We start from the raw sequence: 24,200 nt of genomic DNA, 5'->3' as shown, positions 1-24,200 counted from the left end.
ATATTCGCTTAATAATTTTAGAAACATAAAGATATTAAAAATTTAATATACCTACAAAACATTACTATCCTTTAAATAATCATAAAGCTTATTATCAACCGATTTCTCCATAATCATATTCATCGTAACAACCGGTAGTTCTTTTCCATTTTTATCTTGCATTTCAGTTTGTTCTACACTTGCTTTATCAGGTCTCGCTTTTCCTAAATAGTAAAAGTCGCTCCCCTCGTCATCATCTTTTTTCACAAAAATATGAACATCAATATTATTTTCTTTAGCGTCAATAATTGTTTGAACTTCCTTCGATTTTAATGTTCTATTACTTCTTGTATACCATTTAAGAACATCTTGATTAAGGAATTCATCACCGTAGTCCACACTGGATTCTACCTCATCATTTTTATGGTATGTGATAAATATTGGACAAGTATAATATTTTGTCTTATAACCATACATAGTTGAGCTCTCATCATTATGCCAATTTAAAAGTTTACACACATCTTTTCTTGAGTATTTTTTATATACAGTAAGGTTACTATCACACTCATAGTTTTTGCCCTTTTCCTTCGAACTTCTAACGATGTCCATAACCATATACTTAAAGTATTCATTTTGTTCTAAGCTTTTTCGAATAGAATCATTAAACATATATATCTTATTGTTTTGTAAAGAGAGAATTGGCTTTTCTCCATATTTCTTTTGACTGTTTTGTGAGAAAAACTCTAATTCAAAAATTCGTTGTACTGAAGTAATCGTTTCATCATCTGTTAAGCAATTAGATTGTTCAAGTTGTTTTACATACTCATCCTTATCAACTTTTTCTTTCTTTAATAATAAGTCTAACAAAACGATTTCGTTTTTACGTTTTCCATTTAATACTTCCAATGAAAGCATTGTTAAAACTTTGTTTTCGTACTCTGTTAATGTAGGCACATCTTCTTTCATTTTCAATAGGAACTGATAATAGTTCGAATATCCATCTACAAGTACAACTGGATCAATAGAATGGTTTACTATAAAGTCATATAAATATGGAATTCTTCCTATTCTATTTTTCAACTCACCAAACGCTTCCTTTAATAATTTCATTGCTGTTAAATTACTATTATTAATAGCTTTAAAGATTTGTTTTTTCGCTATCTCCTCAAAGTTAACTGTTGAAATACCTTTAATATAACTCGTGTCATTTGTATATCTGCGTATATTATCTTTATTTTGTGATCTATCTCCTGAAAGGGCAATTGGAATTAAATAGTTGTTTTTATAGTTTCCAATGAAATCAATAATCGTAACAAAATCTTTCGAATCATGTTTCCGAAGTCCACGCCCCAGTTGCTGTATAAAGATAATACTTGATTGAGTTTGTCTTAACATAACAACTTGATTCACACTCGGAATATCAATTCCTTCATTAAATATATCTACCGTTAAAATATAATCAAGTATGCCATTTTCTAATTGATTCACGCGCAATTCTCTTTCCTCTTGGGAATGATCTCCTGTTAATGCAAATGTGCGAAAACCTCTATTATTTAAGGCGTGTGATAATTGTTCTGCTTCATCTTTTCGGCTGCAAAACATTAGTCCTGTTACTTTCTCACCAGAAAAACCATAATATTTTACTTTTTCAACTATATGATCCACTCGTTCTTCTGTAACAAGTTTAGATAAAACTGTAGTGTCATCTATCTTTTCACCATTATATTCAAAATCAGTAACTCCAAAATAATGAAAAGGACAAAGCATATCTTCTTCAAGTGCTTCTTGCAAACGAATTTCATAAGCAATATTGTAATCAAATAGCTCATAAATATTAAAGTTGTCTGTACGTTCAGGTGTAGCAGTCATTCCCATTAAAAATTTCGGTTTAAAATAATCAATAACCCTATGATAAGAACTAGCACCAGCTTTATGAACTTCATCTATTAAAATATAATCGAATAGCTCAGGATCAAATTGGTGTAAAGTGTCCTCTTTTGAAATAGTTTGGATCGTCGCAAATAAATATTTAGCATTTATTTGTTTATTTGACCCTGATAAAATTCCAAAGTCCTCATCTATTCCACCAAGAACTTTTTGAAAATCTGATTTCGCTTTATTTAATATTTGCTCTCGGTGAACAATAAATAGCATCCGTTTAGGTGCAAAATTTCTGACATCAAATGCTGAAAGATATGTCTTCCCCGTTCCTGTTGCAGAGATAACTAAGCCTTTTTCTTTTCCAGCGTCTCGAATAGCTTGTATTTCTTGTAACGCAGCTTGTTGCATTTTATTTGGGTTAATTTTCAAAGCTTCTTCAATTGAATTATGATATTGACCAGGTAATTCTATAACTCGATCTAGTAACTTATTTTCTGCAGCTTGCTCATATATTGTTTCGTAATTTGCAATCAACTCTTCGGTTAATACTTGAGAATGCTCCCAAACTTCTTCAAATTGGTTTTTAAAATGCTGTACAATCTCTCCATCTTCATGCGATGTTAACTTAACGTTCCATTCATAGTTTACCTTCAAAGCATGTGCAGTCAGATTTGAACTACCGACAATTAATGAACAATGTGTTTTGTTATCAAATATGTATCCCTTTGAATGAAAACCAGATAAATTTGTTGATCTTACTTCTACATTTTCAAGTTTCATTAACTCTCTAAACACTTTTGGTGTATTAAAGTTTAAGAATGTAGATGTTAATATACGTCCTTTAACCCCTTTTTGTTTAAGATCAAGGAAATGTGATTTTAAAGTCGCTAGCCCACTTTCTGTAATAAAAGCTACTGAGAAAATAAAAGATGTACTATTTTCTAGCTCCTCCAATAATGAGCTTAAAACATTTTCATTTTTTTTCGTATTGTTTACTAATAATTTCGGCTTATATATTCCAGGATGATTATGTTTTTGATCAATAAACCCTTTATATAAAGACCCCTCTAATTTTTGAATGAAATTCTCCATATGATCACCATTTATGACAATTTTTTATATTAATTGTATTACTCACTGATTTAAAGTGCAAATTTATTACAAATATAAAAAACTATCCGTATAAAACGAATAGTTTTTTTCAAATTACTTTACAATCGATTCTTTTGATAATTTCTCAATAGTCGGGATATCCGCAGGTGCCCACTCTAAAGCTGCTAGTTCATTCGGATATAACCATTTAATTGCTACGTGCTCAGTTAGAACCGGACTTCCTTCAACAAGCTTACAATAAAAAGTTTTCAAATGAACAATACCAAAATCATACTCATAGGCTGTATAATCAATTTGCTCACCAATCTGCACGCTACAATGCATTTCTTCATCAATTTCACGCTTTAACGCCTCTTGAGGTGTTTCCCCCTCTTCTATTTTCCCACCTGGAAATTCCCACATAAGAGGTAGCGATTTAGATGGCCCTCTTTGTGCACATAAAATTTTCTCATCTTGGACAATTACCGCTCCAACAACATAAATATTTTTCTTCATTATTTCCTCCTTAAATCTCACAGAAACTCTATACTTTATGTTTCCACACTTTATAGACTGAAAAATGCCTTTTATATCTTTTAACGACTAATATATTTTTAATCAGTAAGCTAGATTTTATCTGTCCCTATCTAGCCCTTTTAATGTAATTAGCCTAACACTCTCATCTCTTTTATATTATATAGAAGTAACTACAAAAATAAAGCCTGATTGAACACTTCCCTTTTAAGCCTCTTTTTTCACCATTTCCTCGTACCTAAAATCACTCTCCTCCAAAAACCCCCTCGTCTCCCCACTATCCTTATAATAAGAATCCCAACCCCGCTCCCTCAAAATCCCCTTCCAACTATCACTCTCCACCATCCTCTTAATAACACCATCCCAATAAGCAACCTCTTCCTCCGTCATATCTTTCGGGCCCATGATTCCTTTCCAGTGCTGGAATATGACGTCGATTCCTTGTTCTTTCCATGTTGGGATTTGTGGTAGTCGGTCTATCCGTTTTGGTGCGGATACGGCTAGTATTTTTATTTTGCCGGCTTTGTATTGTTTTTCGGCTTCGGATAGGGTCATGGTTGCGGCGCCTATTTGTTTGTTCGTTAGGGCGTTTATGATTTTTTCTTTGTTTTCGTAGACGAAGAATTGTAGTTCGGCAGGGTTTATGCCGAATGCTTTGCTAACTTGTACGAAGGATAGGTGATCGTCGTTTCCTAGGCCTGGGGCAACACCGATTTTGAAGTTTTTCTTGTTTTGTTTTAGTTGTTTCATTAGTTGGTTTGCGGTTTCTACGCTAGAGTCTTTTGATACGACAACGACTTCCCAGTCCGATGCGAGAGTTGCGAGCGGCGTAAAGTCTTTATATGTTAGTTTACTGTGGCCTAGTAGGTTGTTCGTTATGAGTAAGCTTGAGTTAATCGCCAGTACGTGACCGCCTTTTTGTTTCGTATATTTCCATCCGACGTCACCACTGCCACCTACTTTGTTTGTGACTGTGATTGGTTTTGTGAAGATTTTTTCTTCTGTCAGCGTTTTTTGCATCGCCCGCGCTGTTAAGTCCCATCCGGCTCCTGGAACGTTTGGCGCAATGATTTCTACTTTGTCTATGTTCACTGTATTCGTATGGGATTTTTCCGAGGAACAACCAGCTATTACTCCTGTCATGATCCATATACATAGTAATAATCGTTTTTTCATAGTCCTCGTCCTATTCGGTACTTTCGTTCTGGTCGTCCAATAATGCCGTATGTGTACTCTACTGTGCATTCGCCGGTCGCTACTAAGTATTCTAAATATCTTCTTGCGGTTGTTCTGGAGGCACCCATTTGTTCTCCCATTTCTTCTATTGTAATGCCCTCGTCGAATCCTTTTATAATTCCTTTCACTTTTTGCAATGTTAACGGATCAACACCTGTCGGTAAGTTTTTTATGTCTTGTGTTTGCGAAGTCCCGAAGAAATTATCGATGAGTGCTTGATTTACTTCATTGTTACTATGTAATAGTTGCTTCTTTCTTTTATAGTCTTCAATTGTGCGAACAAATTTTTCTAACGTGACTGGTTTTATAAGGTAGTTGCTTACGCCGTTTCGAATTGCTTTTTCTAGCATATAGTTTTCATTCGCCGCCGTTACCATAATGACGTCAACACTTGGAAAGTCAGCATGGATTTTTGGTAATAAGTCGGTTCCGATCCCATCTGGTAAGTAATTATCTAATAGAAGCAAATCGATTTCTTCTCTTTGTAGTAATTCCATCGTTTCTTTCGCATTCAATGCTTTTCCAATCACTTTTACGTTCTTTATTTTCGATAAAAACTCTTCTTGAATTTGCGCGACGCGGAAATCATCTTCTGCAATTGCAACCTTCAACATATGTTCATCCCCCTGTTTGTTATGTACTTTCTCTCAATGTTTTCGGAAGGTAAATTGTAAAAATAGCTCCTCCGTTTTTCTCGTTTTGAATTTCAATTGTTCCCCCTAGTAGATCTACCATTTCTTTCACGTTTGCTAGTCCGTAACCACGACTATTTCCTTTCGTTGAAAATCCTTTTTGAAAAATGGACGTGATTTTTTGTGCCGGTATCCCTGCTCCACTATCTATCACTTCAAACACAATATCGTGTCCAATATCCGTAACGAAGAAGGAAACACTCTTTTCCTCTCGTTCACTCACCGCATCAAATGCATTGTCGATTATGTTTCCAAGAATCGTAATAAGGTGCGAAACTTTTATATGGTCTGGTAACGGATGCAGCGCACTATCTCCTTCAATATGAAAATCGATTTTCTTCTCAGATGCTGTTCCGATTTTTCCTAATAAAATTGCTTGTACTTTTGCATCATGAATTTGATGGAATAAAATATGGTTTTGGCTTTGATGAATGTTAGATTCTTGTTGGATAAATTCAATCGCTTCCTTGTAATGTCCTAACTGAAGTAATCCTGATAAGACGAAAAGTTTATTTGTAAATTCATGCGTTTGAGCACGTAAGTCCTCTGAATACTTTCTTACCTCAGATATCGTATTCACTAAGTTTTGCAGTTCTGTTTTATCTCTAAAACTACATACAACGCCTACCGTACTATTATTTTCGAGTATCGGTGTCATGTTTAAAATAAACACTTTATCTTGAAACGCGATTTCTTGATCGTTTTCTAGCACTCTTTCCATATTAAATTCCGGTAAAACCTTTGAAATGTGCTGCTGCATATAATCGCCATTTACATAAAGCATTTCTTCTGCCGAGGTGTTCATCATCGTAATAAAACCGTTTTGATCAATAGCTATAATTCCTTCTTTTATAGATAGTAGTATCGCACTTCTTTCACGGTATAACGCTGCGATTTCATTCGGTTCTAAACCGAGTGTATCTTTCCTGATGCTACGCGCTAAAAGAATGCCACCAACAATGCCGACTAATAATACTGCTAATGAAAAGAGCATAATTTCTTTCGTTCTGCTTAATATGTTAGATTCGATACCTTTTATTAAAAACTCTACTGTCACAACGCCTACTACTTGATCGTAGTCTCCGTTATGAACAATAATAGGTGCCTTCGCCATTAAAGCTGGACCACTTGTACCATTTCCTTCGAGTGTATAATAACCACCAAAAGTAAGTGCCTCATAGTTATACGGGTTGTTACTCTTTGTACCAATCAACTCCGAATTAGAATGTGAATACATAACCCCATAGCGATCTTCTACAATGACGTAATCTGCACCAGCTTGCTCACGAACTTGTTCCGCAATGGATTGAATGGTACTTTTATGCTCGTTATATTGAAAAGCCTCTTTTATCGCTGGCATAAAAGAAAGAGATTTAGCCGTTTGCAGTGCTAACTGTTCTACTTGGCGCTTCGTATCAACGGACTGAATGTAAACAAATATTCCGGCTAATAGGAGAACGACAAATAAAATTAACGCGATAATTAAGCTTACTATTTTCGTTTGTAATGACACTTTGCGTGATTTTTTCATGCTTCATATCCTTTGATAAAATATTCAAAACTATCAATCTCCTTTTTCTATTATTATGACAAAACTGAAAATGAAGCAACTATAAAAACTCTCCATGTACATAAAGTACAAAAAGAATAAAATTGTCATAATATTGAGATTTTATTTAAAGGACAGTACAATTCAACTACAATGAACACGCTTTCATAATTATCATTTTATTTATAAGCAAGAGGAGGAATTAGTATGGCTCAAGTAAAATCTAATCGAGTCGCCGGCAATATTTTCAAAGGTTCTGTCGGTAATTTAATTGAATGGTACGACTGGTACGTTTACTCTGCTTTCGCCGTTTATTTTTCAGCAGAGTTCTTTCCTAAAGGAGATCCAACGAGTCAGTTACTGAACACAGCAGCTATTTTCGCAGTTGGATTTTTAATGCGCCCTATCGGAAGTTTATTAATGGGACGCTATGCGGATCGGCACGGACGCCGGGCAGCCTTAACGCTTTCCATTACAGTTATGGCCGGTGGTTCTTTAATTATCGCCTGTACACCGAGTTACGAAAGTATCGGTATTATGGCGCCAATTATTTTAGTTCTTGCTCGGTTACTTCAAGGGTTGTCACTCGGCGGAGAATATGGAACTTCCGCAACATATTTATCTGAAATGGCTAGTAGTGGACGCCGTGGTTTTTATTCAAGCTTCCAATATGTAACGCTCGTTGCCGGACAGATGGTTGCGTTAGGAGTTCAAATTGTTCTTCAGCAATTACTAAGCGAACCAGATATGAAAGCTTGGGGATGGCGTATTCCATTCATTATTGGAGCGATGGGTGCAGTAGCTGTATTATGGCTTCGCCGTACGATGGATGAGTCGGAGCAGTTCTCAAACATAAAATCACAAAAACGCGAAAGCGCAGGAACCGTTCGTGCACTTATGAAACACCCGAAAGCAGTATTAACAGTAGTCGGCCTAACACTAGGAGGCACTGTTGCATTTTATACGTACACAACATATTTACAAAAGTTCATGGTAAACACAGTCGGCCTTCCGAAAGAAGTTGTAAGCTGGATTAACTTTGTCGCACTACTTATTTTCGTCGTACTTCAACCGATTGCAGGGCTACTATCCGATAAAATCGGACGACGCCCACTATTAATGGCATTCGGTATTCTCGGAACATTACTAACAGCGCCGATCTTCTTCTTCATGGAAAAAACGACAGAACCAATCGTAGCATTTTTACTCATGATGGTCGGTCTCATTATCGTTACTGGTTACACTTCCATTAACGCAATTGTAAAAGCAGAACTCTTCCCAACTGAAATTCGCGCACTTGGCGTAGGTTTACCATATGCACTAACAGTTGCGATATTCGGCGGAACAGCTGAGTTCATCGCATTATGGCTAAAAAGTATCGGAGTGGAATCACTGTTCTACTTCTACGTAGCTGGATGTATCGCTATAAGCTTTATTACGTATTGGCGTATGGATGAGTCATCGAAGACTTCGCAGATTGAGGCAGAGCTTGGTGGTGGGGATAAATTAGTTAATAATAAGTCTAGTTAAAATTATGTATTCTATAATCTTCGTTTATCTGAACTCGATTTGCTTTATCTAAAAAACATAATTCATTAAGATATAATTTAAAAACCTCTACTTATATGTAGAGGTTTTTGTATGACGAAAAAACACGTAGTTCCATTGTTATTTTACAAACCCAGCTTCTGTTCGATATAGTGACAGCACATAATTTGAAGTTTAAATAACGATGTCTTGATAACCAACTTCTACAACTTGCTCATTTTCAAATTTCACCCCGACACCGTCCTCTTCCCAGGTACAATTGAATATTAATCCAACTCTTCTAATTCCATCTTCAAAATCTGGTAATATAATTAACCCAACAGGTTCCACCAATTTTCCTAGTTCTTGAATGGTTGTTATAATCGACGCTATTTTATCAGCAGATTCATCACCTACCATATCTCTATATTCCATATATTCTTCTTTATAATACTCGAATATTGCTTGTTCAGCTTCTTTTGTAAGTTTGTTTATATCAGTAATGAACTTCCTATATGCTTCTTCTTGAACTTTAGGAATTAAATCATCTTCTTCTCCATCAATAGTTAAAGAAACTATTTTTTCCTGCCCAAAAATAGTTATCTTTTGTTGTCCGCTCCAATATAAATCGTGAACAATTTCACCAAATAATTCATGGTTTATTTTTTTCATAATTTTATTCTCCTGAATTTTTTCTCGATAACCAATTACGCCCATATTCCCCGAATAAAAAAAATAAACTCATGTTAAACTTTTCTTATTCTTTAGGAACACAGCTATTACATTTCCATTCTTATCAATAACTACTCTCAAATTGTTAATACGCCTTCAATTAGCTGTAGCACCAATAGAGTCTTTGAAAGTTTGTTCGCAACAAATAGTATGATTATAAATTTTAAAAATAAATGTTATAGTCACCCGAAATAAAAAGCGTAAGCTATTGGACCCACGCTTAAGAAGCATTTTAGTTTAAATGTTTTTATAAAAGTTAATTTTTTAGTTATTATTTTTATACATTTTTTGTGCTTGTCCCCAGACCTCTATTAAATTTCTAAATTCATAAGAAGCAAATAAATTATTAAAGGATTGTAACCCCTACTATAAGAAATACTATTATTACTAAAGGAAGAATGATAATCATAAAGGATATTATTATTGTTAATAATGCTTTCCATGCTGAAAATTGGTGTGCTTCTCCTAAACATTTTAAGGAAATAATGATTGTCCAAATTGCAATAACTATATCAATTATGGCAAAAATAATAAACAAAATCGTTAAAGTTATGCTACTATCCATTTCCGGTGTCTCACTCGTAAAGTTTTCTATCCCAAACAAGAAAAATGAAGGCACCCAAACTAATATAAGAGAATAAACGTAAGGGATATAAGAATAGGCAACTGAGTAACGTGTTTTTTCAAAGGTACCTTGTCCACCAAGTTTTTTTGCTACCCAATTAAATAACGCTGGTAGCAAAAAATAATAAATTAAGAAAGCAACGAAGGTACCGAATATAACTATTGAGATTATTGAAAATGGACTACTTATTGAATCCGCCACATTTTTAGAAGATGCTCGATCTAAAGTCTGTACGAATGAGCCTAATAAAATGAGTAAAAACACATTCTTAGGTTTGGATATAAAAATTTCTTTCATTGTATCACGTGGTTTTGTCCAAATGGAGAACCAAGGATTAAGTGCACGTTTAAATTGATTTTCTGGAGTTTCCATAAAAAAACATTCCCCTTTCTTAAAACATATCAAATATAAATCCCTAATTATCCCAGTTATGTATATAGAAATATTAAAGCATAAATAGACGGTTATTTAAATATAAATATTCAATCATTTAATTCCATCTGAAACTTAGGAGGAGTGCTTCTTAGCAATTACCTCTATATTGTCTTGTATTTTTAACTATGGGCTGAGTAGTTACTTTCATTTTGAGTACCTCACATTCTTTAATACATTGGATAAACAGTTATAATTTTATCATCCTATTAAAGAAGGGTTATTTTTAACGCTTCCTCAAGCATTGTATTAAAATCATTATATGTGTTCATTACCGTACCAGATGGTTTATCAAGTTCTAAATAAGTACCTTCAGATATGTTTTTACAAAACCATGCTATATTTGAATCTCCAAGGAAAAGATACTCTTTTTGAAATTCATTTTCATACCAAATCTCATTGGTTTCTATAAGCCCGCAAATTGATTCGTCCCTTTCTGTATCTAACAAATAAGAGTCAACTCCATAAAGTACTAGCCCGTTAAAATCTAATCCATTTACAGTTTTAAGAAACTCCTCATATTCACTCGGTAGGCCAACATTAAAACTCTCTTTCATGCGTTCTCTTAATTTCTGAACTTCACTATCCGTTGCGGGTGTATTCAGTTTATCATTAAAACTTTTCTCTATTTTTTCAATTTCTAAAATTAGATTTTTCCACATATAAAAAACTTCTTTCTAAGAGTATTTATTCTCCTTTAGGATAGGTATTATATTTGGGTATAGACCAAGTTATATCTGCACTATCTCCATCTTGTAAGTGTCTAGTTAATGTAAGCCATTGCTTCAACTTCTATCAGTTATTTTAGGACTTTCTTTTACATGTTTGCTTCTGAATCCCATACCTCTATAAATTCAAAACCTTTTAAATCACTTTCTAACACTGTATTTCTAAATTCATCTGATACAAAAACGGAAGGAATATGTAATATTTCATTTAAGTAAACTTTAAATATTGTTTGGTTCTTAACCATATTAGGTAAGAATGCGTATTTTTTGAAATCTATTACTAAGCCAGAACGTAATTTCTTTAGTATAGTTTTCTCATAGTCAATGACATCTATTGCATTTAGAACGTTAATTATAGAATACACTTCTCCCGTCACATCATGAATTAGGGGAAGAAATTCTACATTATCACCAAGCATAGACTCTAAGAATTTTTTAGCTTTCCCACTAACTATTGGTGTACCAATTTCTCCCCAAAAATAAGGGAAATCACTTTGATTTCCTTCTTCTACACATTTAATACGTATTTCTCCCCATGAATCAGATGCTTTTACTGCTGAGTCAATTTTTCCTTCAAAATACTTTTTAGAATCTTTTTCTAAATTCAATAGTTGAAAGGATTCATAGTCATCAAATGAACTCTTTAATTCCCAAATCTTCATTTTTACTCTCCTTTGTTATTTTTCTATCCTTCCTTTATCTAAATGTAATTCTATATTCATGATGTTGCTTCTCTCTTTTCTTTTCCATAGTCTTTACTGACTATAGGAGAACCGCGATTATATACTTAATATTCAATACAGACTCTTTAAAAGGTTTCCTGTGTTCTACCTCAACCTTCAAATAAAGAATATATGTATGATTAAAACTAATTATATTTTTTTACCTTTAAAGGAATAGATATAAAATACAAATCTATAGCATAAATAGTAATCAAAATACCTTTACCTTCATCAGCAAACTTTGATTGATGAAACTGTTCTGAAACTTTTCTTTTTAACCATTTTTTAGGAAACCATTGAAATCCTGAAAACATATAATTAATCTACCTTTTCATTAAAATTTTGCTAGTTTATTTCTTAACTCTAGCTCTTCAACTGTTTCAAAACCTTTAAAAAATAAACTATCGATTTAATTATGATTAAAAAATACATTGTATTCTTTAGATGCTTTTTTCAATCAAAAAACTATTTTTCTTTTTTCCATGATATTCGAAATTCCCCACCATGTTCTTCCGTTTTAATTTTAACCTTATATGTATCATCCTTAGGCACTTTAATATTTTTTTCGCCTTCGCCACTATTAAACTCTAGTATTGTATTATCATTTGAATCCACAACATAAGCAATTATAGTTCCTTGTTTAGTTTTATCATCAAAAGAAAAAATCCAATTCTCACCTTTTTTAACTTTCCTATCTTGAGTTGCAGATCCAGTAAATTTTCTATAATCTCCAGATATACTACCTGATACACTATCTGAAGAACCATGAACTTTACCACCAACAATAGTTCCCTCTCTTGTAAAACAACCACTAAGAATTATTAAACACAAAACAAATAAAATTGTATTTTTAAAAATTTTTACCATCATTACCCCTTCTATTCCCAATAAAATTTTCACCATTAAACTTATAAAAATAACTATAATAAAAAATTATATCCATTAAGATATATATATTTTATTATAGTTATAAATTTCAAATTATTATTTCAAATCTTCACGCAACTTAATTTCATCCTCATTTATGTAACCAGTAAAAATAACTTCTGATATGTATTCATGGTTTAAAAACATATTATATTCAGTTGAAACATTTCCAATAGGATAATAACAAGCTACATAATCCCAAGTTTCCTTAGTTTTTGAATCTTCCTGTTTTCTACCATATATCATCAAAGGTTGCTCTCATGTTTTAAATTACTCCAGTCTTATATTAATCCCGTTTTTTTGTAAATTTATCATAAAATTTCTCTTGCGCCCACCGTCCGAATTTTAAAAAACATATTAAACCTACACCCAAAAGAATGAGAACGATAGTTCCTAACAATTTTTCCCATAAATTGTTGGATGGAGTAATCATTAATCCTATAATAGATACAGATATTACGACATAAACTAAAATATATAATGGTTTATACGATGGAGTTTTCATATCATTTTTTCTCCTCAGGTTTTTCAAATTTTAAACTACTTCCCACAGTAAAATCCTCTAAAGCAGGAACCGTTATACCAGTTTCTTTTCCAACGCTACCTTTCAAACCTATTGAGCCTAATCCCAAATCACCTTTAATTTTTAGTTCTTTATCTCCAATAATTGGAAACTATTCTGAAAAATGTAGCATACTTACTTCTACTTCATACTTAAGTGTAGAAACTTCCGATGCTGCCTTTAAGGAGTAATCGTCAATACCCGCTATAACTTCTCCTGAAAAATTTTTTTGAGTAACTGTAACCTCTCTATCTTTTAATTGTATGATACCTAAAGGTGTCATTAAAGAAATTGTGGATTTAAATTTATATGAGTTATCTCAAATACCTGCTGCCCCTTTTACGCCAATAACTTTACTAACAAATACATCTTCTTTTAAACTCTTCCAATCATAGGGTATATTCACATCCAATTTCCCAGCTATAGCCTTTGTTGAAAGCTCATCACCATTAGAGAAGCTGCTCTTTTTTTCCATTTAAAAGCCTATACGTATTTTCCTTCCATCTTCTATATGCTTCCGTAAATAATAATACTTATGGAGTTCTATAATCATATAAAACAAACCAAACGAAAACACTGTGCATGCACACATAAATACAATCGCACCCATCTGTTGTGTTGCAATGCTAAGAATTATATTAGCAATTAACTGCCCCGATCCAGCTGCAATAGCTGCTACTTTTACACCACCAGTTCCTTTCGATGATTTTGATTTTTTTCTTGGTTCCTGAAGTTTTTCAATATGATTTTTATAAAAATGATACAAAGCAAAACTATACAAACCAAATGAAAGAATACAATAGATAGAAGTTTGTAATTGTAACACTTCATAAGCATATTTTTGAGTTATAACTAATAATCCGACTGAACATATGGTGCCATATACTCCTCGAAATAGAGTGTATTGTAATTGTCGTTTCCGAGGATTGATAGCAATCCATATCGCCCACAAATTTAAAAAAACAACTGGAGGAGTTACTATATATACATAGAGTAATCGAAAAGGATTCGCAAACGCAGGCAAAAGAACAAACACGTCTGCCCCCAAAAGGACAAGAACAATTACGTGGACTCTTATTTCATTTACAGGATAAAGAGCCATATAATGTGCAAAAGCTTTCTTATTAAAATCTATACTTTTTTTCATGTTAATTAAACCACCCTGCTATTGTTCCGATCATTAAAAGTTTCATAGCTATTTATTCTCCTTTTTTCTAAATTTATCCATAATATTATAAGCAACTATATTCCATAGTAAAGAAAGTACGGTAACAAAAAGTACAGCTAAAGAAAAATAAATCCTATCCTTCCATGTATCATGTACAATCATGCCCAGTATAATCATTATTAACGCACCAACACATATAACTATTTTTGAAAATTTTTGCATTCTATTATCTCGCTTCCTTCTCAAACTTAAATGAAACTCCTGCGGAATCTATAACCATACCCACCTATTATAATCTCACCTTTGACACTTCTATCATAATCATCTAATACAGGTATATAATCAGGTATCTTAATTTTAGTAATTTCCGCTTCATATGTTTGCAACACTATCAACGTTTCAAATGTCCTTTATACATTCCTTATTTAACCCCAAAACATTAAAATATGAATATTATAAAAATTAACTATCTACTTCCCATCAAAATTACGGTAATCCTATTAAGCCTGGGATTACTCCTTCTACCTTCGCCCATTCAAACGAGCACTCAACTAACATTTGATTCTTACACTTAATTCTTAATAAACCTTCTTCTATCGTATTTATTTCAAAATAATCAATTATATTTTCTGTCCCTAAACCTTTTATTGTTAAATTATGAATAGTAAAGAAAGATATCTCTACATAAATTACATCCCACTTATCCCATCTTTTTGGCTTGTTTTCAACATTTTCCTTTGTCATCAATTGAATAACTAAAGTAGGACCATCTCTTTTAAGACGCACATCTAATAACTCTGATTCTTCAAACTTTGGTATTTTCCCAAAAATACTAATTAACGCTTGTGGATTTAAAAATTTAAATTGATCAATCATTTTTATACTTCCTATTTTTTATTTCTCTTCTCAAAATAATAATGATCCTCCATACGATCTACCTGTCCTGTTCGTGTATTGTATTCAGGTCTTACATTATGATGCGGTGACTGATCTCCAATTCCACCTTTTCCAAACTTATGACCCTCTGAATGATCTTGAATTATAATTTTTTGACCTTTTACTTCATATGTTAATTCTCGAGTTATAATAGGCTGTTTATTATCATTTAATATCCTTTTACCATTACTATCTGTTAATGGTACCATTTTTTGACTAGTCGGGTGTTGAAATCTAGGTATATTTAATTGCCTTTTAATTTCTTTTAAACTAGCTCCCCTAGATTCATGAGAATTTTCCCCCTCAATCTTCTTAACTTGGGGATAATATTAAAAAGACTTATGCGTAATTTACATAAGTCTTACTTTTGTTACTCATAATTAATTATTCGTCCTCGTCTTCAAACTCATATAAGCTATCAAGTAATTCTGCAAAAGATGAACAAACAGGATAGATGGATTCTTCCATTTCTTCTTCCTCATGGTCCCAAAATACGACTGTTGGTGACTGAGGATTATTTCGGTAATCAAAGCATAGAAGGTTACCAAACGGGTCTCTAGCAAAAGGATATACTTTATCTACCAATCTATCTTTTATACTATTATATGTTTGCAGCATAGAAATTTTTCTCTCAGAGTCTAAGGTTAAAAGGTTATTAAGTGAATCTTCATCCTGATTAGGAATATTGAATGTATCTGGAGTAGGATAGCCACCATCATATTTCTTTACACACTCAATAAAATCATTAGGAAATTTAATACCAAAGTACTCTTCTAATTGTTCAATTTGTTCATCTGTAACTTTTTTCTCACTTACATTAATCCATGTAATGTTGTTCATAATTATAAACCGCCCTATCTTTTCCTCAAATTTTATATCCACCTGTATGACCAGTATCGTGATGTATCTGATAATCTACAAGTTGTATTCGACCAGGTTCCTGATTATGAAAGATTTAAAATTAATTCTGCTAAACTATCACAGATTACTTCGAAGCTTCCGCTTTCATAAGCTTCTAATTTTACTTGTCCATTTTCATTATCTACAACTACCAAGAGACCATTGAATTCCATACCAATAGGAATATTATTCAGTTGATTATCATGTGCGCCTTGGTACCCTTGTAAAGATACATAAAAATCATGCAGTTCAATTCCTGGTATAACAGAATTTAATTCAAAATCATAACCTAAATAATTACCTCCTAAGTCTAAAAACCAATAAGAATTATAATATTCTTTAATTGAATTATATAATTGTATCCCCAAATCTTTTTCTATATTAGAAAAATCATGAATTATATTTTTTTCTAACGGTTTCCAGAATACGTATCCCTCTATATCTGGTTCTCCTTCATAGATAAAAGCCTCTGCTTCTTCTATCCATAAAGATTTTGGCAATGAATTATTACAATCTTGCCACTCTCTAATTATTTTATCAAAACAATTTTTCATTTCATTTTTCATTTTTTTATTTACCGCCTAATGTATGATGTTCAATAAATTTCTGAAGTATTTCTACATATCCTGCATCTTTTCCCCCATGCTCCAATCGATTTTTCTGCGTTATGAATCCCTCCAAAACCAGGATGTAGTGGCAGCGGAACACCAACAGCTTGACCACCACCAATATGGTGATGGACTAATTTAGTTCCACGTAATCCAGTAAAATCATATTGTAGAAATTCCCCTCTAAATCATTAAGGATTTAGAGGGGAATTTCTTTATCACATAAGTAATATCATTTCTTATTAAATTTACTGTGTATCAGTTCAAAGAATTTATTTGTACCAAGTGAAATTGCGCCAATAATAAGAACACCAATAATAAAATAAATCTTTTTAAATAAGTTGTAAGGAGATAAAATAGCAACTACAAGAAGTATTATAATTGCAACGAATGTGACTAATTTTCCAACTTTAAATGCTTGCATATCAGCTTTCCTCCTTCTGAATAAAAACAGCCAATATATTCATACATCACAGGTTCTTTAACCATAGATTTTTGTTTCCTTCCATAAATCACAATACTTAAAATTCAATAAACCTCTTTAAAAGGTTTCATGTGTTCTACCCCCATCTTCTATATGCTTCCTTAAATAATAGTACCTATGGAGTTCCATAATAAAATGAAACAAAATAAACGAAAGCATGGAGTATACACACATTAATACAATTGCTACCATCTTTTGTGTTGCAAAACCAAGACTGATATTAGCAATGAGTTGACCCAATCCTACAAAGGCCACTACTCCAAAACCAGAGTTTTTTTTCGATGATTTTGATTTTTTGATTGATTCCTGAAGTTTTTTAATATGATTTTTATAATAATAATTCAAAGCAAAAATATACAAACCAACCGAAAAAATAAAATAGATAGGAGTTTGTAATCCTAACATTCCATATGCAAACTTTTGGGTTATAACTAACAATCCTACTGAACATACGATGCCAAATACCCCACGAAATAGAGTGTATTGTAATTGCCGCTTCCTAGGAGTTATAACAATCCATATTGCCCATACATTTAAAAAAGCAACTGGTGGAACTATTATGTACATATATATCGGTTGAACAGGATTCGCAAAAGCAGGTAAAAGCACAAATATATCTGCTATCCCAATCACAAGAGTAATTATAGTCGATCTTATATCATTTACAGCATAAAGAGCCATATAATATTCAAAAGCTTTTTTATTAAAATCTGTATTTTTTTTCATGTTAATTAAACCACCCCGCTACTGTTAACCAAGCTTTTTTGAACCCATTTTCACCATATCCTTAATAATATCATCTTCTCCATTATCATCTAAATCAACATCCCATTTCACACCTTCTGTAAAATATTATTCCCTTCTCGAAAAGAAGATCAACCCATTAATAAGATCTAGGCTTATCAAAAATTTCAAAAAGCCGGAGATTTTGCCGGTATGTCCAAGTTTAGTAGATTACTTGCAAGAACTTCGCACCAAAACCACCTTAAATCAGTATGCCACAATTATCATAAAACAAGTTAAACACCAACGTAATCAAAAGTTATTCGAAGCATCTAGAGCAGCATATGAAATTGGCAGAAAGGCAGATATTTAGATAAAAAAGACATGCTAAATTATAGCATGTCATCTTTTAAAGATTTCTACCAAGACGTTTAAAGTATTCTTACTAAAAGGATATTTATAAACAAAAGCTTTATTTACATTTCTAATAACTTTTCACGTAAAACTAATTCTTCATCTGTCATGTATCCTTTATACATTTCTTCTGTGATTTTATCTTAGTTAAAACACAACACATTCTCATTACCTATAAATCCAATAGGGTAAAGAACACCTACATAATCAAATTCACGTTTATCTTCTGAAATAGCCATTCTTCCAATAATCATAACGCTTTGTTCCATATCTTCTAGCTTAACTACTGTTCCAATTGGTAATAGTTTCATTGATACTTTTGCCTCCTAAATATTAAATGAATTTTACGAATTATAAATCTACTGTTTTTTCTTATTGTCTATACGTTTATAGATATACTCTACTGTAAAGTATGCAATAACATTGCAAATTAGCAGCAAACCTATAAATAAAAGTTTATCTTCTAACTGTATAGTAGACGAAGCCCCAATTAACAACATAAACATAATACATACAGTAAAAGTCAGAATTCTATTTATTGTACGCATATCTTAATTACTCCAGTCTTATATTAATTCCGTTTTTTTGTAAATTTATCATAAAATTTCTCTTGCGCCCACCGTCCGAATTTAAAAAAACATATTAAACCTGCTCCCAAAAGAATGAGAACGATAGTTCCTAATAATTTTTCCCACCAATTGTTGAATGGAGTAATCATTAACCCTATAATAGATACGGATATTACGACATAAACTAAAATATATAATGGTTTATACGATGGTGTTTTCATATCATTTTTTCTCCTCAGGTTTTTCAAATTTAAAACTACTTCCCATAGTAAACCCCTCTAAAACAGGAACTGTTATACCAGTTTCTTTTCCAACGCTACCTTTCAAACCTATTGCACCCAATCACAAATCACCTTTAATTTTCAGGTCTGCATCTCCAATAATTGGTAAAAAATCCAGAAAATGTAGCATACTTACTTCTACTTCATACTTAAGTGTAGAAGCTTCCGATGCTGCCTTTAAGGAGTAATCGTCAATACCTGCTATAACTTCTAATGAGCAAAATATATATTGGTTAATTTCACCAAACGCATTGTAATATATTATTCCGAACTTTTAAACACTTTATCTTTCTATTGAATATTCTACTTTTACTTGCTTTACAAGATTTTATGCAAAAAAGACCACCAAAAGGCAGTCTCAAAACTCAATCCTATTCCCCGTTCCGCACTCCACCGCTTTCTCATACAAATACTTCGCAGCGATAATATCTACTACTGCCAAACCAACTGATTTGAAAATAGTAATCTCTTCATCATTTTCGCGTCCAGCTTTTTCCCTGCTTATAATTTGTCCAAGTTCGGTATGGAGATTGCTAGTTTTATCAGAATTTGAAGGTCACCTGTTTCTAAATCACATTCAATTAAGCAATCCTACAAATGCCTCTTCTTCCTCATCTATAAAACCTACAAATATAATTTCTTCAATAGCATCATGATTAAATACAAATGTATAATCAGGATCAATATATCCTTCTGGATAAAAACAGCCTATGTAGTCATACATAACCGGTTCTTCAACCATAAGTAGTTGTTTTCTCCCGTAAATTACAACCTTTTTTGTCCCTCCTTTTAACAGAACAATAGAGCCATTTGGTAACAGCTTTTCTTTAGAAAATTGCATAATTCTCCGCCCTTTCTTATACGGCTGATATATTTTTCAAAGATTATTTAAATAGCGCAGAATCTCACTTGCACCATCCTGTCGTTTTCGATTAAGTATTATTTATCCCTATCACCCAAAATAGAAAAAAGATATCTCTGCTATCTAAATATAATTCCACATTCATGAGATTAACTCTCCCTCCTATTTTTTCTATCCTTTAACCAACTAGAAGAAGAATGCGATTATATACTTGAAATGCAACAAATCCTCTTTAAAAGCCTATACGTATTTTCCCTCCATCTTCTATATGCTTCCGTAAATAATAATACTTATGGAGTTCTATAATCATATAAAACAAAACAAACGAAAACACTGTGCATGCAGACATAAATACAATTGCCCCCATCTGTTGTGTTGCAGTGCTAAGAATTATATTAGCAATTAACTGCCCCGATCCCGCTGCAATAGCTGCTACTTTTACACCACCAGTTCCTTTCGATGATTTTGATTTTTTTCTTGGTTCCTGAAGTTTTTCAATATGATTTTTATAAAAATAATACAAAGCAAAACCATACAAACCAAATGAAAGAATAAAATAGATGGGAGTTTGTAATTGTAACACTTCATAAGCATATTTTTGAGTTATAACCAATAATCCGACTGAACATATGGCGCCATATACTCCTCGAAATAGGGTGTATTGTAATTGTCGTTTCCGAGGATTGATAGCAATCCATATCGCCCACAAATTTAAAAAAACAACTGGAGGAGTTACTATATATACATAGAGTAATCGAAAAGGATTCGCAAAAGCGGGCAACAGAATAAATATGTCCGCTCCCACAAGAACAAGGGCAATTATTTGGAATCTTATTTCATTTACAGGATAAAGAGCCATATAATGTGCAAAAGCTTTCTTATTAAAATCTATAATTTTTTTCATATTAATTAAACCACCCCGCTACTGTTGACCAAGTTTTTTTCGCACCCGTTTTCACCATATCTTTAATACTATCATCTTCACCATCACCATCTAAATCAACATCCCATTTCACACCTTCTGTAAAATATGTTAGTCCTACTGAAACAGCAAATCCAGCTGCCGCAACCGCCAGAACTGGTGCTGCTGGGAGGGCAGCAACTGTAAGAGCCGTTGCCCCTACGGTTACTGCTCCTCCTACAACAACATTACCAATAATATCCCCGGCGATTTTATCATTTGATTCATTATTTTTGATATTCTCACTTGTATCCGTATATGAGTCTATAGCCACACTAAACCATCCAAGTTTATCCTTTAAAGCCATTTTAGACGCACTTAGCGCACTTCCATTTTTTATAAGAGCATCTATTTCTTTTATCGTCTTGCTAGCAGTTCCATTTTTCATTTTTGCCGCGACATCATCTACATAATAAATCTTATAATCCCTATACTTTCCATTAATTTTTTTATTGCCCTTAAAACCGGAATATTCTCTTACAAGGACGCGTTGTGCTCTTCTGTCCAAATCGTATGTTACCTTATAACCATTAATTACTTTATGAGCTGTATTCCCTACTACAACTGCACCTGTAAGTGTTCCAAATGTATTCCCCGCTCCATCCAATGGTGCATTCCAATTGAATCCAGTCATACCTAAAAATGACTCTTTTTTGTCTACTTCACCAGATTCAGAATCCTTATTTAATCTTTCAACTTCACGAGCTTTATCTTCTGTAATTGTTTGAATAGGCCCCGTCCAATCCATATTCAATCCTTGTGTACTAAATGTACCGCTGACAACACTAAACCCTTTCCCACTCTGAACTTCCGCAAGACCTGCAGCAATACTAGTTGCTAATTGAAGTGCTGTACTATAGTTATTACTAGAGGTCTGATTGAATTGATACAAATGATCCAGCTTTTCTTGCAGTTTTTGCCTCATAACAATAAAAAGATTTACCATGGCATCCATACCCGGCATTGGCATAGCTTGATTGACAGCTTCCATACTTGTTTTCATTCGGTCAATTTCCCGAATTTGTTCTAATATCTCTTGTTCAATTACATCTGTGGAAGCGACTTGTGATTGAAATTGACTTGGAAAAGCACCATTCTGACGGATTAATTCTTCACACAAATAAATGATTCCTTGTGCCAAAGGTCGAAAAGTTTGTACAAAAAATGCTTTTGCACTGCTATATGTTTGCCCCTGTAACACAGTATCAGTTGCAAAAGCATCAATCGACTGAATTGCTTGTTCCATACCTTGAATGGTGGCCGTACATACAGCATTCATACTTTGAGTTTGGTTTTGTACTTCTCCCAAATACATATTTAAACTCATGAATTAGCCTCCTTTACTAATTGTTGTTGCTGATATGAAAGATCATTTTCTAAATCACTAAGATCTCGTTTCTCTTTAAACAATGTTTCTTTTTGGCTTTCCAATTCAAATGTAAGTTTTCGTTCGATGTATTGTGCTTCTTGACGAATATCCATAAAAAACAATGACATTTCTCTATCTTTATGCCAAGTTCCTAAAATACGATCAAACAAACGATGGTTTTGATTCTTCCATACATGAAAATCTTCTTCTACTTTTTCCTGTTTTTGAATCGCAGATTGATTTCGGTCTTGTTCTTCAAATACACTTCGTAACTTTTGATTTACTTGATTAATTTGTTTTTCAATATGTTGACTCATCTTTTTCCTCCTACTATTTTACTTTACGTAGGTTGTCACATTAGCGAAAAGTGTTATGAAGTTCATTATCCATTCTCTCAAATTCATTAGATACCGAATGAATATTATCAACCGCTTGTTGAAAGGCAGCGGAAAATTGTTTCGTCAAGTCTAAAACTTGCTGATTCGCTTCTTGTGCTTTGAAGTTAACAGATAATGTTGTACGCGTCGCTTTTGTTATGGAACGACTTGTTGCACTTTGAATCCTATCAGAGGCTGATCCCATTTTCGTAGCAATTTGCGTTGCTGTTTGTAAATTACTTTGAAATTGTCCCATTCTTTCAAACCCTTTCTATAAGTTTTCCAAATGCATCAAAGAAATCTCATTAAATATATATCCCTATCAATATCACTCGCTCTAGGCATGCAATCAAATGAGCCATACAATATAAGCTGTATGGCTCATTTAAAATACTTGTTATATAGAGTACGACAATTTTTATTTCAAACCGAAATTACGTGATAATTCTTCATCATGAGAAGCAACAGCCTCTGCAGTTTTATTAAGCTGCATATTAATCTCTTGTAATAGCTGTGCAAAGTTTTGTACCTTTGGCTTTAATTGATTGAACTGTTGGTCAAAACCTTCAAAAGCACGACCTTCCCATTCTCCTCTTAATTCATTTTGCAAGTTTTGTAGTTGACTTAAAATGTCCTCAATTTGATTTGCACCTTGTCCATATCGAGCCGCTTTCGATTTAAGCTCCTCTGGTGACATACGAATTTGTCCAGCCATTTTCATTTCCCCTTTAATACATAATGAGCAAAATATTTATTGGTTAATTTTACTAAACATATTATAATCTATTATTCTGAACTTTTAAACGTTTTATCTTTCTATTGAATATTAGAATATGAATATTCAATTCTAATCATTAAATATCCTACTTTTTCTAGATTTACAAGATTTTATGCAAAAAAGACCACCAAAAGGCAGTCCCTCAAAGCTCAATCCCATCCCGCGCTCCACTACTTTCTCATACAAATAATTCGCAACGATAATATCTACTACAGCCAAACTAACTGATTTGAAAATAGTAATCTCTTCATCATTTTCGCGTCCGTTTTTCCCCCGCTTAGGATTTGTCCAAGTTCGGCGTGGAGATTGCTAGTTTTATCGGAATTTGAAGATTACCTGTTTCTAGATCATATTCAATTAAGCAATCCTACAAATGCCTCTTCTTCCTCATCTATAAAACCTACAAATATAATTTCTTCGATATCCTCATGATTAAATACAAATGTATACTCAGGATTAATATATCCTTCTGAATAAAAACAGCCAATATAGTCATACATCACAAGTTCTTTAATCCCAAGTTTTTGTTTTCTTCCATAGTTATTTATGTGA

At 32.9% G+C, this 24,200-nt stretch carries 29 protein-coding genes and 7 pseudogenes; 1 reads left to right on the top strand and 35 read right to left on the bottom strand.

Annotation, left to right across the window (positions count from 1 at the left end):
- Nucleotides 1–51: 51 nt before the first annotated feature.
- The 5 genes from ACTFR3_RS26130 to ACTFR3_RS26110 form a co-directional block, all read right to left on the bottom strand.
- Entirely contained in the window at nucleotides 52–2,952 is a 2,901-nt protein-coding gene (locus ACTFR3_RS26130) for a DUF3427 domain-containing protein (RefSeq protein ID WP_098528991.1), read from the bottom strand.
- A gap of 114 nt (nucleotides 2,953–3,066) precedes the next feature.
- The gene (locus tag ACTFR3_RS26125; RefSeq protein WP_000739608.1) at nucleotides 3,067–3,468 is read right to left on the bottom strand and encodes a (deoxy)nucleoside triphosphate pyrophosphohydrolase; all 402 of its coding nucleotides are present in this window, start codon (nucleotides 3,466–3,468) and stop codon (nucleotides 3,067–3,069) included.
- Nucleotides 3,469–3,693: 225 nt separating this feature from the next.
- Entirely contained in the window at nucleotides 3,694–4,662 is a 969-nt protein-coding gene (locus ACTFR3_RS26120; RefSeq protein ID WP_000746632.1) for a tripartite tricarboxylate transporter substrate binding protein, read from the bottom strand.
- Nucleotides 4,659–5,336: a response regulator gene (locus ACTFR3_RS26115; RefSeq protein WP_000921569.1), complete on the bottom strand. Its 678-nt coding sequence runs from the start codon at nucleotides 5,334–5,336 to the stop codon at nucleotides 4,659–4,661. Before ACTFR3_RS26115 ends, ACTFR3_RS26120 begins: the two co-directional genes overlap by 4 nt.
- A 19-nt stretch (nucleotides 5,337–5,355) precedes the next feature.
- The gene (locus ACTFR3_RS26110; RefSeq protein WP_440044974.1) at nucleotides 5,356–6,945 is read right to left on the bottom strand and encodes an ATP-binding protein; all 1,590 of its coding nucleotides are present in this window, start codon (nucleotides 6,943–6,945) and stop codon (nucleotides 5,356–5,358) included.
- Between the two features lie 225 nt (nucleotides 6,946–7,170).
- Between ACTFR3_RS26110 and ACTFR3_RS26105 the strand changes: the two genes are divergently transcribed.
- On the top strand, nucleotides 7,171–8,493 hold the full coding sequence (locus ACTFR3_RS26105) for an MFS transporter (protein ID WP_000079869.1): 1,323 nt from the start codon (nucleotides 7,171–7,173) through the stop codon (nucleotides 8,491–8,493).
- Between the two features lie 192 nt (nucleotides 8,494–8,685).
- Here ACTFR3_RS26105 and ACTFR3_RS26100 read toward each other — a convergent pair whose 3' ends face one another.
- The 30 genes and pseudogenes from ACTFR3_RS26100 to ACTFR3_RS25955 all read right to left on the bottom strand — a co-directional run.
- Nucleotides 8,686–9,162, bottom strand: a complete 477-nt coding sequence (locus ACTFR3_RS26100; protein ID WP_000723513.1) for a DUF6985 domain-containing protein — start codon at nucleotides 9,160–9,162, stop codon at nucleotides 8,686–8,688.
- A 406-nt stretch (nucleotides 9,163–9,568) separates the two neighbouring features.
- Nucleotides 9,569–10,219 (bottom strand): Yip1 family protein, encoded by a 651-nt coding sequence (locus tag ACTFR3_RS26095; RefSeq protein WP_242321372.1) that lies wholly within the window; start codon nucleotides 10,217–10,219, stop codon nucleotides 9,569–9,571.
- A gap of 269 nt (nucleotides 10,220–10,488) precedes the next feature.
- Entirely contained in the window at nucleotides 10,489–10,941 is a 453-nt protein-coding gene (locus tag ACTFR3_RS26090; RefSeq protein WP_000265793.1) for a YrhA family protein, read from the bottom strand.
- Nucleotides 10,942–11,096: 155 nt separating this feature from the next.
- A complete protein-coding gene (locus ACTFR3_RS26085; protein WP_440044973.1) occupies nucleotides 11,097–11,669 on the bottom strand; it encodes an imm11 family protein in 573 nt (190 codons plus the stop codon).
- Nucleotides 11,670–11,875: 206 nt separating this feature from the next.
- Nucleotides 11,876–12,043 (bottom strand): hypothetical protein, encoded by a 168-nt coding sequence (locus tag ACTFR3_RS26080; RefSeq protein WP_000490953.1) that lies wholly within the window; start codon nucleotides 12,041–12,043, stop codon nucleotides 11,876–11,878.
- A 151-nt stretch (nucleotides 12,044–12,194) separates the two neighbouring features.
- The gene (locus tag ACTFR3_RS26075; RefSeq protein ID WP_000238711.1) at nucleotides 12,195–12,596 is read right to left on the bottom strand and encodes a hypothetical protein; all 402 of its coding nucleotides are present in this window, start codon (nucleotides 12,594–12,596) and stop codon (nucleotides 12,195–12,197) included.
- A gap of 117 nt (nucleotides 12,597–12,713) precedes the next feature.
- Nucleotides 12,714–12,914: pseudogene (locus tag ACTFR3_RS26070) on the bottom strand (DUF4176 domain-containing protein); the annotation flags it as partial.
- A 28-nt stretch (nucleotides 12,915–12,942) separates the two neighbouring features.
- A complete protein-coding gene (locus tag ACTFR3_RS26065; RefSeq protein WP_000856862.1) occupies nucleotides 12,943–13,161 on the bottom strand; it encodes a hypothetical protein in 219 nt (72 codons plus the stop codon).
- Between the two features lie 376 nt (nucleotides 13,162–13,537).
- On the bottom strand, nucleotides 13,538–13,693 hold the full coding sequence (locus ACTFR3_RS26060) for a hypothetical protein (RefSeq protein ID WP_000412691.1): 156 nt from the start codon (nucleotides 13,691–13,693) through the stop codon (nucleotides 13,538–13,540).
- On the bottom strand, nucleotides 13,694–14,365 hold the full coding sequence (locus tag ACTFR3_RS26055; protein WP_440044972.1) for a hypothetical protein: 672 nt from the start codon (nucleotides 14,363–14,365) through the stop codon (nucleotides 13,694–13,696).
- Nucleotides 14,366–14,872: 507 nt separating this feature from the next.
- The gene (locus ACTFR3_RS26050; RefSeq protein WP_016078029.1) at nucleotides 14,873–15,262 is read right to left on the bottom strand and encodes an immunity 50 family protein; all 390 of its coding nucleotides are present in this window, start codon (nucleotides 15,260–15,262) and stop codon (nucleotides 14,873–14,875) included.
- Between the two features lie 11 nt (nucleotides 15,263–15,273).
- Entirely contained in the window at nucleotides 15,274–15,531 is a 258-nt protein-coding gene (locus ACTFR3_RS26045) for an HNH/endonuclease VII fold putative polymorphic toxin (RefSeq protein ID WP_440044971.1), read from the bottom strand.
- A 175-nt stretch (nucleotides 15,532–15,706) separates the two neighbouring features.
- Nucleotides 15,707–16,162 carry an SMI1/KNR4 family protein gene (locus tag ACTFR3_RS26040; protein ID WP_001060032.1) on the bottom strand — a complete coding sequence of 152 codons (456 nt, stop codon included), beginning with the start codon at nucleotides 16,160–16,162 and terminating at the stop codon, nucleotides 15,707–15,709.
- A gap of 25 nt (nucleotides 16,163–16,187) precedes the next feature.
- Nucleotides 16,188–16,271, bottom strand: a pseudogene (locus tag ACTFR3_RS26035) (HNH endonuclease); the annotation flags it as partial.
- Complete coding sequence (locus ACTFR3_RS26030) at nucleotides 16,267–16,788, bottom strand: SecY-interacting protein Syd (protein WP_000787238.1); 522 nt, start codon at nucleotides 16,786–16,788, stop codon at nucleotides 16,267–16,269. The gene ACTFR3_RS26030 and the pseudogene ACTFR3_RS26035, both read right to left, overlap by 5 nt.
- A 29-nt stretch (nucleotides 16,789–16,817) precedes the next feature.
- Nucleotides 16,818–16,955, bottom strand: a pseudogene (locus ACTFR3_RS26025) (hypothetical protein); the annotation flags it as partial.
- 107 nt (nucleotides 16,956–17,062) lie between these two features.
- Nucleotides 17,063–17,254 carry a hypothetical protein gene (locus ACTFR3_RS26020; RefSeq protein ID WP_001147554.1) on the bottom strand — a complete coding sequence of 64 codons (192 nt, stop codon included), beginning with the start codon at nucleotides 17,252–17,254 and terminating at the stop codon, nucleotides 17,063–17,065.
- An 11-nt stretch (nucleotides 17,255–17,265) separates the two neighbouring features.
- Nucleotides 17,266–17,358 (bottom strand): annotated as a pseudogene (locus ACTFR3_RS26015) (DUF4176 domain-containing protein); the annotation flags it as partial.
- A 13-nt stretch (nucleotides 17,359–17,371) separates the two neighbouring features.
- Nucleotides 17,372–18,040: a hypothetical protein gene (locus ACTFR3_RS26010; RefSeq protein ID WP_139310378.1), complete on the bottom strand. Its 669-nt coding sequence runs from the start codon at nucleotides 18,038–18,040 to the stop codon at nucleotides 17,372–17,374.
- Nucleotides 18,041–18,513: 473 nt separating this feature from the next.
- A pseudogene (locus tag ACTFR3_RS26005) lies at nucleotides 18,514–18,762 on the bottom strand (DUF4176 domain-containing protein).
- Between the two features lie 260 nt (nucleotides 18,763–19,022).
- The gene (locus tag ACTFR3_RS26000; RefSeq protein ID WP_075677732.1) at nucleotides 19,023–19,241 is read right to left on the bottom strand and encodes a hypothetical protein; all 219 of its coding nucleotides are present in this window, start codon (nucleotides 19,239–19,241) and stop codon (nucleotides 19,023–19,025) included.
- Between the two features lie 418 nt (nucleotides 19,242–19,659).
- Nucleotides 19,660–19,830: pseudogene (locus tag ACTFR3_RS25995) on the bottom strand (ornithine cyclodeaminase family protein); the annotation flags it as partial.
- A gap of 48 nt (nucleotides 19,831–19,878) precedes the next feature.
- Nucleotides 19,879–20,142, bottom strand: coding sequence for a DUF4176 domain-containing protein (locus ACTFR3_RS25990; protein ID WP_001160636.1), 264 nt, complete (start codon nucleotides 20,140–20,142; stop codon nucleotides 19,879–19,881).
- 253 nt (nucleotides 20,143–20,395) lie between these two features.
- Nucleotides 20,396–21,067 (bottom strand): hypothetical protein, encoded by a 672-nt coding sequence (locus ACTFR3_RS25985; RefSeq protein WP_000719971.1) that lies wholly within the window; start codon nucleotides 21,065–21,067, stop codon nucleotides 20,396–20,398.
- Between the two features lies 1 nt (nucleotide 21,068).
- A complete protein-coding gene (locus tag ACTFR3_RS25980) occupies nucleotides 21,069–22,451 on the bottom strand; it encodes a T7SS effector LXG polymorphic toxin (RefSeq protein ID WP_000056072.1) in 1,383 nt (460 codons plus the stop codon).
- On the bottom strand, nucleotides 22,448–22,810 hold the full coding sequence (locus tag ACTFR3_RS25975) for a DUF3958 family protein (RefSeq protein ID WP_000077666.1): 363 nt from the start codon (nucleotides 22,808–22,810) through the stop codon (nucleotides 22,448–22,450). The genes ACTFR3_RS25980 and ACTFR3_RS25975 overlap by 4 nt, the downstream gene beginning before the upstream one ends.
- Before the next feature lie 40 nt (nucleotides 22,811–22,850).
- Nucleotides 22,851–23,126 (bottom strand): TIGR04197 family type VII secretion effector, encoded by a 276-nt coding sequence (locus ACTFR3_RS25970; protein WP_000529667.1) that lies wholly within the window; start codon nucleotides 23,124–23,126, stop codon nucleotides 22,851–22,853.
- A 162-nt stretch (nucleotides 23,127–23,288) separates the two neighbouring features.
- Nucleotides 23,289–23,585, bottom strand: a complete 297-nt coding sequence (locus tag ACTFR3_RS25965; protein WP_000918591.1) for a WXG100 family type VII secretion target — start codon at nucleotides 23,583–23,585, stop codon at nucleotides 23,289–23,291.
- Nucleotides 23,586–23,717: 132 nt separating this feature from the next.
- Nucleotides 23,718–23,885: an ornithine cyclodeaminase gene (locus ACTFR3_RS25960; RefSeq protein ID WP_346726673.1), complete on the bottom strand. Its 168-nt coding sequence runs from the start codon at nucleotides 23,883–23,885 to the stop codon at nucleotides 23,718–23,720.
- Nucleotides 23,886–24,001: 116 nt separating this feature from the next.
- Nucleotides 24,002–24,187 (bottom strand): annotated as a pseudogene (locus tag ACTFR3_RS25955) (DUF4176 domain-containing protein); the annotation flags it as partial.
- Between the last annotated feature and the right edge of the window lie 13 nt (nucleotides 24,188–24,200).

Source organism: Bacillus cereus group sp. MYBK14-1 (genome assembly GCF_051916885.1).
GTDB lineage: Bacteria > Bacillota > Bacilli > Bacillales > Bacillaceae_G > Bacillus_A > Bacillus_A cereus.
This window is presented reverse-complemented; position numbering and strand designations above follow the sequence as displayed.

Coding starts and splice junctions, on each gene's coding strand:
- ACTFR3_RS25985 (WP_000719971.1), bottom strand. CDS start 21,067: ATGAAAAAAATTATAGATTTTAATAAGAAAGCTTTTGCACATTATATG.
- ACTFR3_RS26100 (WP_000723513.1), bottom strand. CDS start 9,162: ATGAAAAAAATAAACCATGAATTATTTGGTGAAATTGTTCACGATTTA.
- ACTFR3_RS25970 (WP_000529667.1), bottom strand. CDS start 23,126: ATGGGACAATTTCAAAGTAATTTACAAACAGCAACGCAAATTGCTACG.
- ACTFR3_RS26055 (WP_440044972.1), bottom strand. CDS start 14,365: ATGAAAAAAAGTATAGATTTTAATAAGAAAGCTTTTGCACATTATATG.
- ACTFR3_RS26125 (WP_000739608.1), bottom strand. CDS start 3,468: ATGAAGAAAAATATTTATGTTGTTGGAGCGGTAATTGTCCAAGATGAG.
- ACTFR3_RS26000 (WP_075677732.1), bottom strand. CDS start 19,241: ATGAAAACACCATCGTATAAACCATTATATATTTTAGTTTATGTCGTA.
- ACTFR3_RS26095 (WP_242321372.1), bottom strand. CDS start 10,219: ATGGAAACTCCAGAAAATCAATTTAAACGTGCACTTAATCCTTGGTTC.
- ACTFR3_RS26130 (WP_098528991.1), bottom strand. CDS start 2,952: ATGGAGAATTTCATTCAAAAATTAGAGGGGTCTTTATATAAAGGGTTT.
- ACTFR3_RS26060 (WP_000412691.1), bottom strand. CDS start 13,693: ATGGAAAAAAAGAGCAGCTTCTCTAATGGTGATGAGCTTTCAACAAAG.
- ACTFR3_RS25990 (WP_001160636.1), bottom strand. CDS start 20,142: ATGCAATTTTCTAAAGAAAAGCTGTTACCAAATGGCTCTATTGTTCTG.
- ACTFR3_RS26010 (WP_139310378.1), bottom strand. CDS start 18,040: ATGAAAAAAAATACAGATTTTAATAAAAAAGCTTTTGAATATTATATG.
- ACTFR3_RS26120 (WP_000746632.1), bottom strand. CDS start 4,662: ATGAAAAAACGATTATTACTATGTATATGGATCATGACAGGAGTAATA.
- ACTFR3_RS25965 (WP_000918591.1), bottom strand. CDS start 23,585: ATGGCTGGACAAATTCGTATGTCACCAGAGGAGCTTAAATCGAAAGCG.
- ACTFR3_RS26030 (WP_000787238.1), bottom strand. CDS start 16,788: ATGAAAAATGAAATGAAAAATTGTTTTGATAAAATAATTAGAGAGTGG.
- ACTFR3_RS26050 (WP_016078029.1), bottom strand. CDS start 15,262: ATGATTGATCAATTTAAATTTTTAAATCCACAAGCGTTAATTAGTATT.
- ACTFR3_RS25975 (WP_000077666.1), bottom strand. CDS start 22,810: ATGAGTCAACATATTGAAAAACAAATTAATCAAGTAAATCAAAAGTTA.
- ACTFR3_RS26085 (WP_440044973.1), bottom strand. CDS start 11,669: ATGAAGATTTGGGAATTAAAGAGTTCATTTGATGACTATGAATCCTTT.
- ACTFR3_RS26065 (WP_000856862.1), bottom strand. CDS start 13,161: ATGAAAACTCCATCGTATAAACCATTATATATTTTAGTTTATGTCGTA.
- ACTFR3_RS26040 (WP_001060032.1), bottom strand. CDS start 16,162: ATGAACAACATTACATGGATTAATGTAAGTGAGAAAAAAGTTACAGAT.
- ACTFR3_RS26105 (WP_000079869.1), top strand. CDS start 7,171: ATGGCTCAAGTAAAATCTAATCGAGTCGCCGGCAATATTTTCAAAGGT.
- ACTFR3_RS26110 (WP_440044974.1), bottom strand. CDS start 6,945: ATGAAAAAATCACGCAAAGTGTCATTACAAACGAAAATAGTAAGCTTA.
- ACTFR3_RS26090 (WP_000265793.1), bottom strand. CDS start 10,941: ATGTGGAAAAATCTAATTTTAGAAATTGAAAAAATAGAGAAAAGTTTT.
- ACTFR3_RS25980 (WP_000056072.1), bottom strand. CDS start 22,451: ATGAGTTTAAATATGTATTTGGGAGAAGTACAAAACCAAACTCAAAGT.
- ACTFR3_RS26045 (WP_440044971.1), bottom strand. CDS start 15,531: ATGGTACCATTAACAGATAGTAATGGTAAAAGGATATTAAATGATAAT.
- ACTFR3_RS26020 (WP_001147554.1), bottom strand. CDS start 17,254: ATGCAAGCATTTAAAGTTGGAAAATTAGTCACATTCGTTGCAATTATA.
- ACTFR3_RS26075 (WP_000238711.1), bottom strand. CDS start 12,596: ATGGTAAAAATTTTTAAAAATACAATTTTATTTGTTTTGTGTTTAATA.
- ACTFR3_RS26080 (WP_000490953.1), bottom strand. CDS start 12,043: ATGTTTTCAGGATTTCAATGGTTTCCTAAAAAATGGTTAAAAAGAAAA.
- ACTFR3_RS26115 (WP_000921569.1), bottom strand. CDS start 5,336: ATGTTGAAGGTTGCAATTGCAGAAGATGATTTCCGCGTCGCGCAAATT.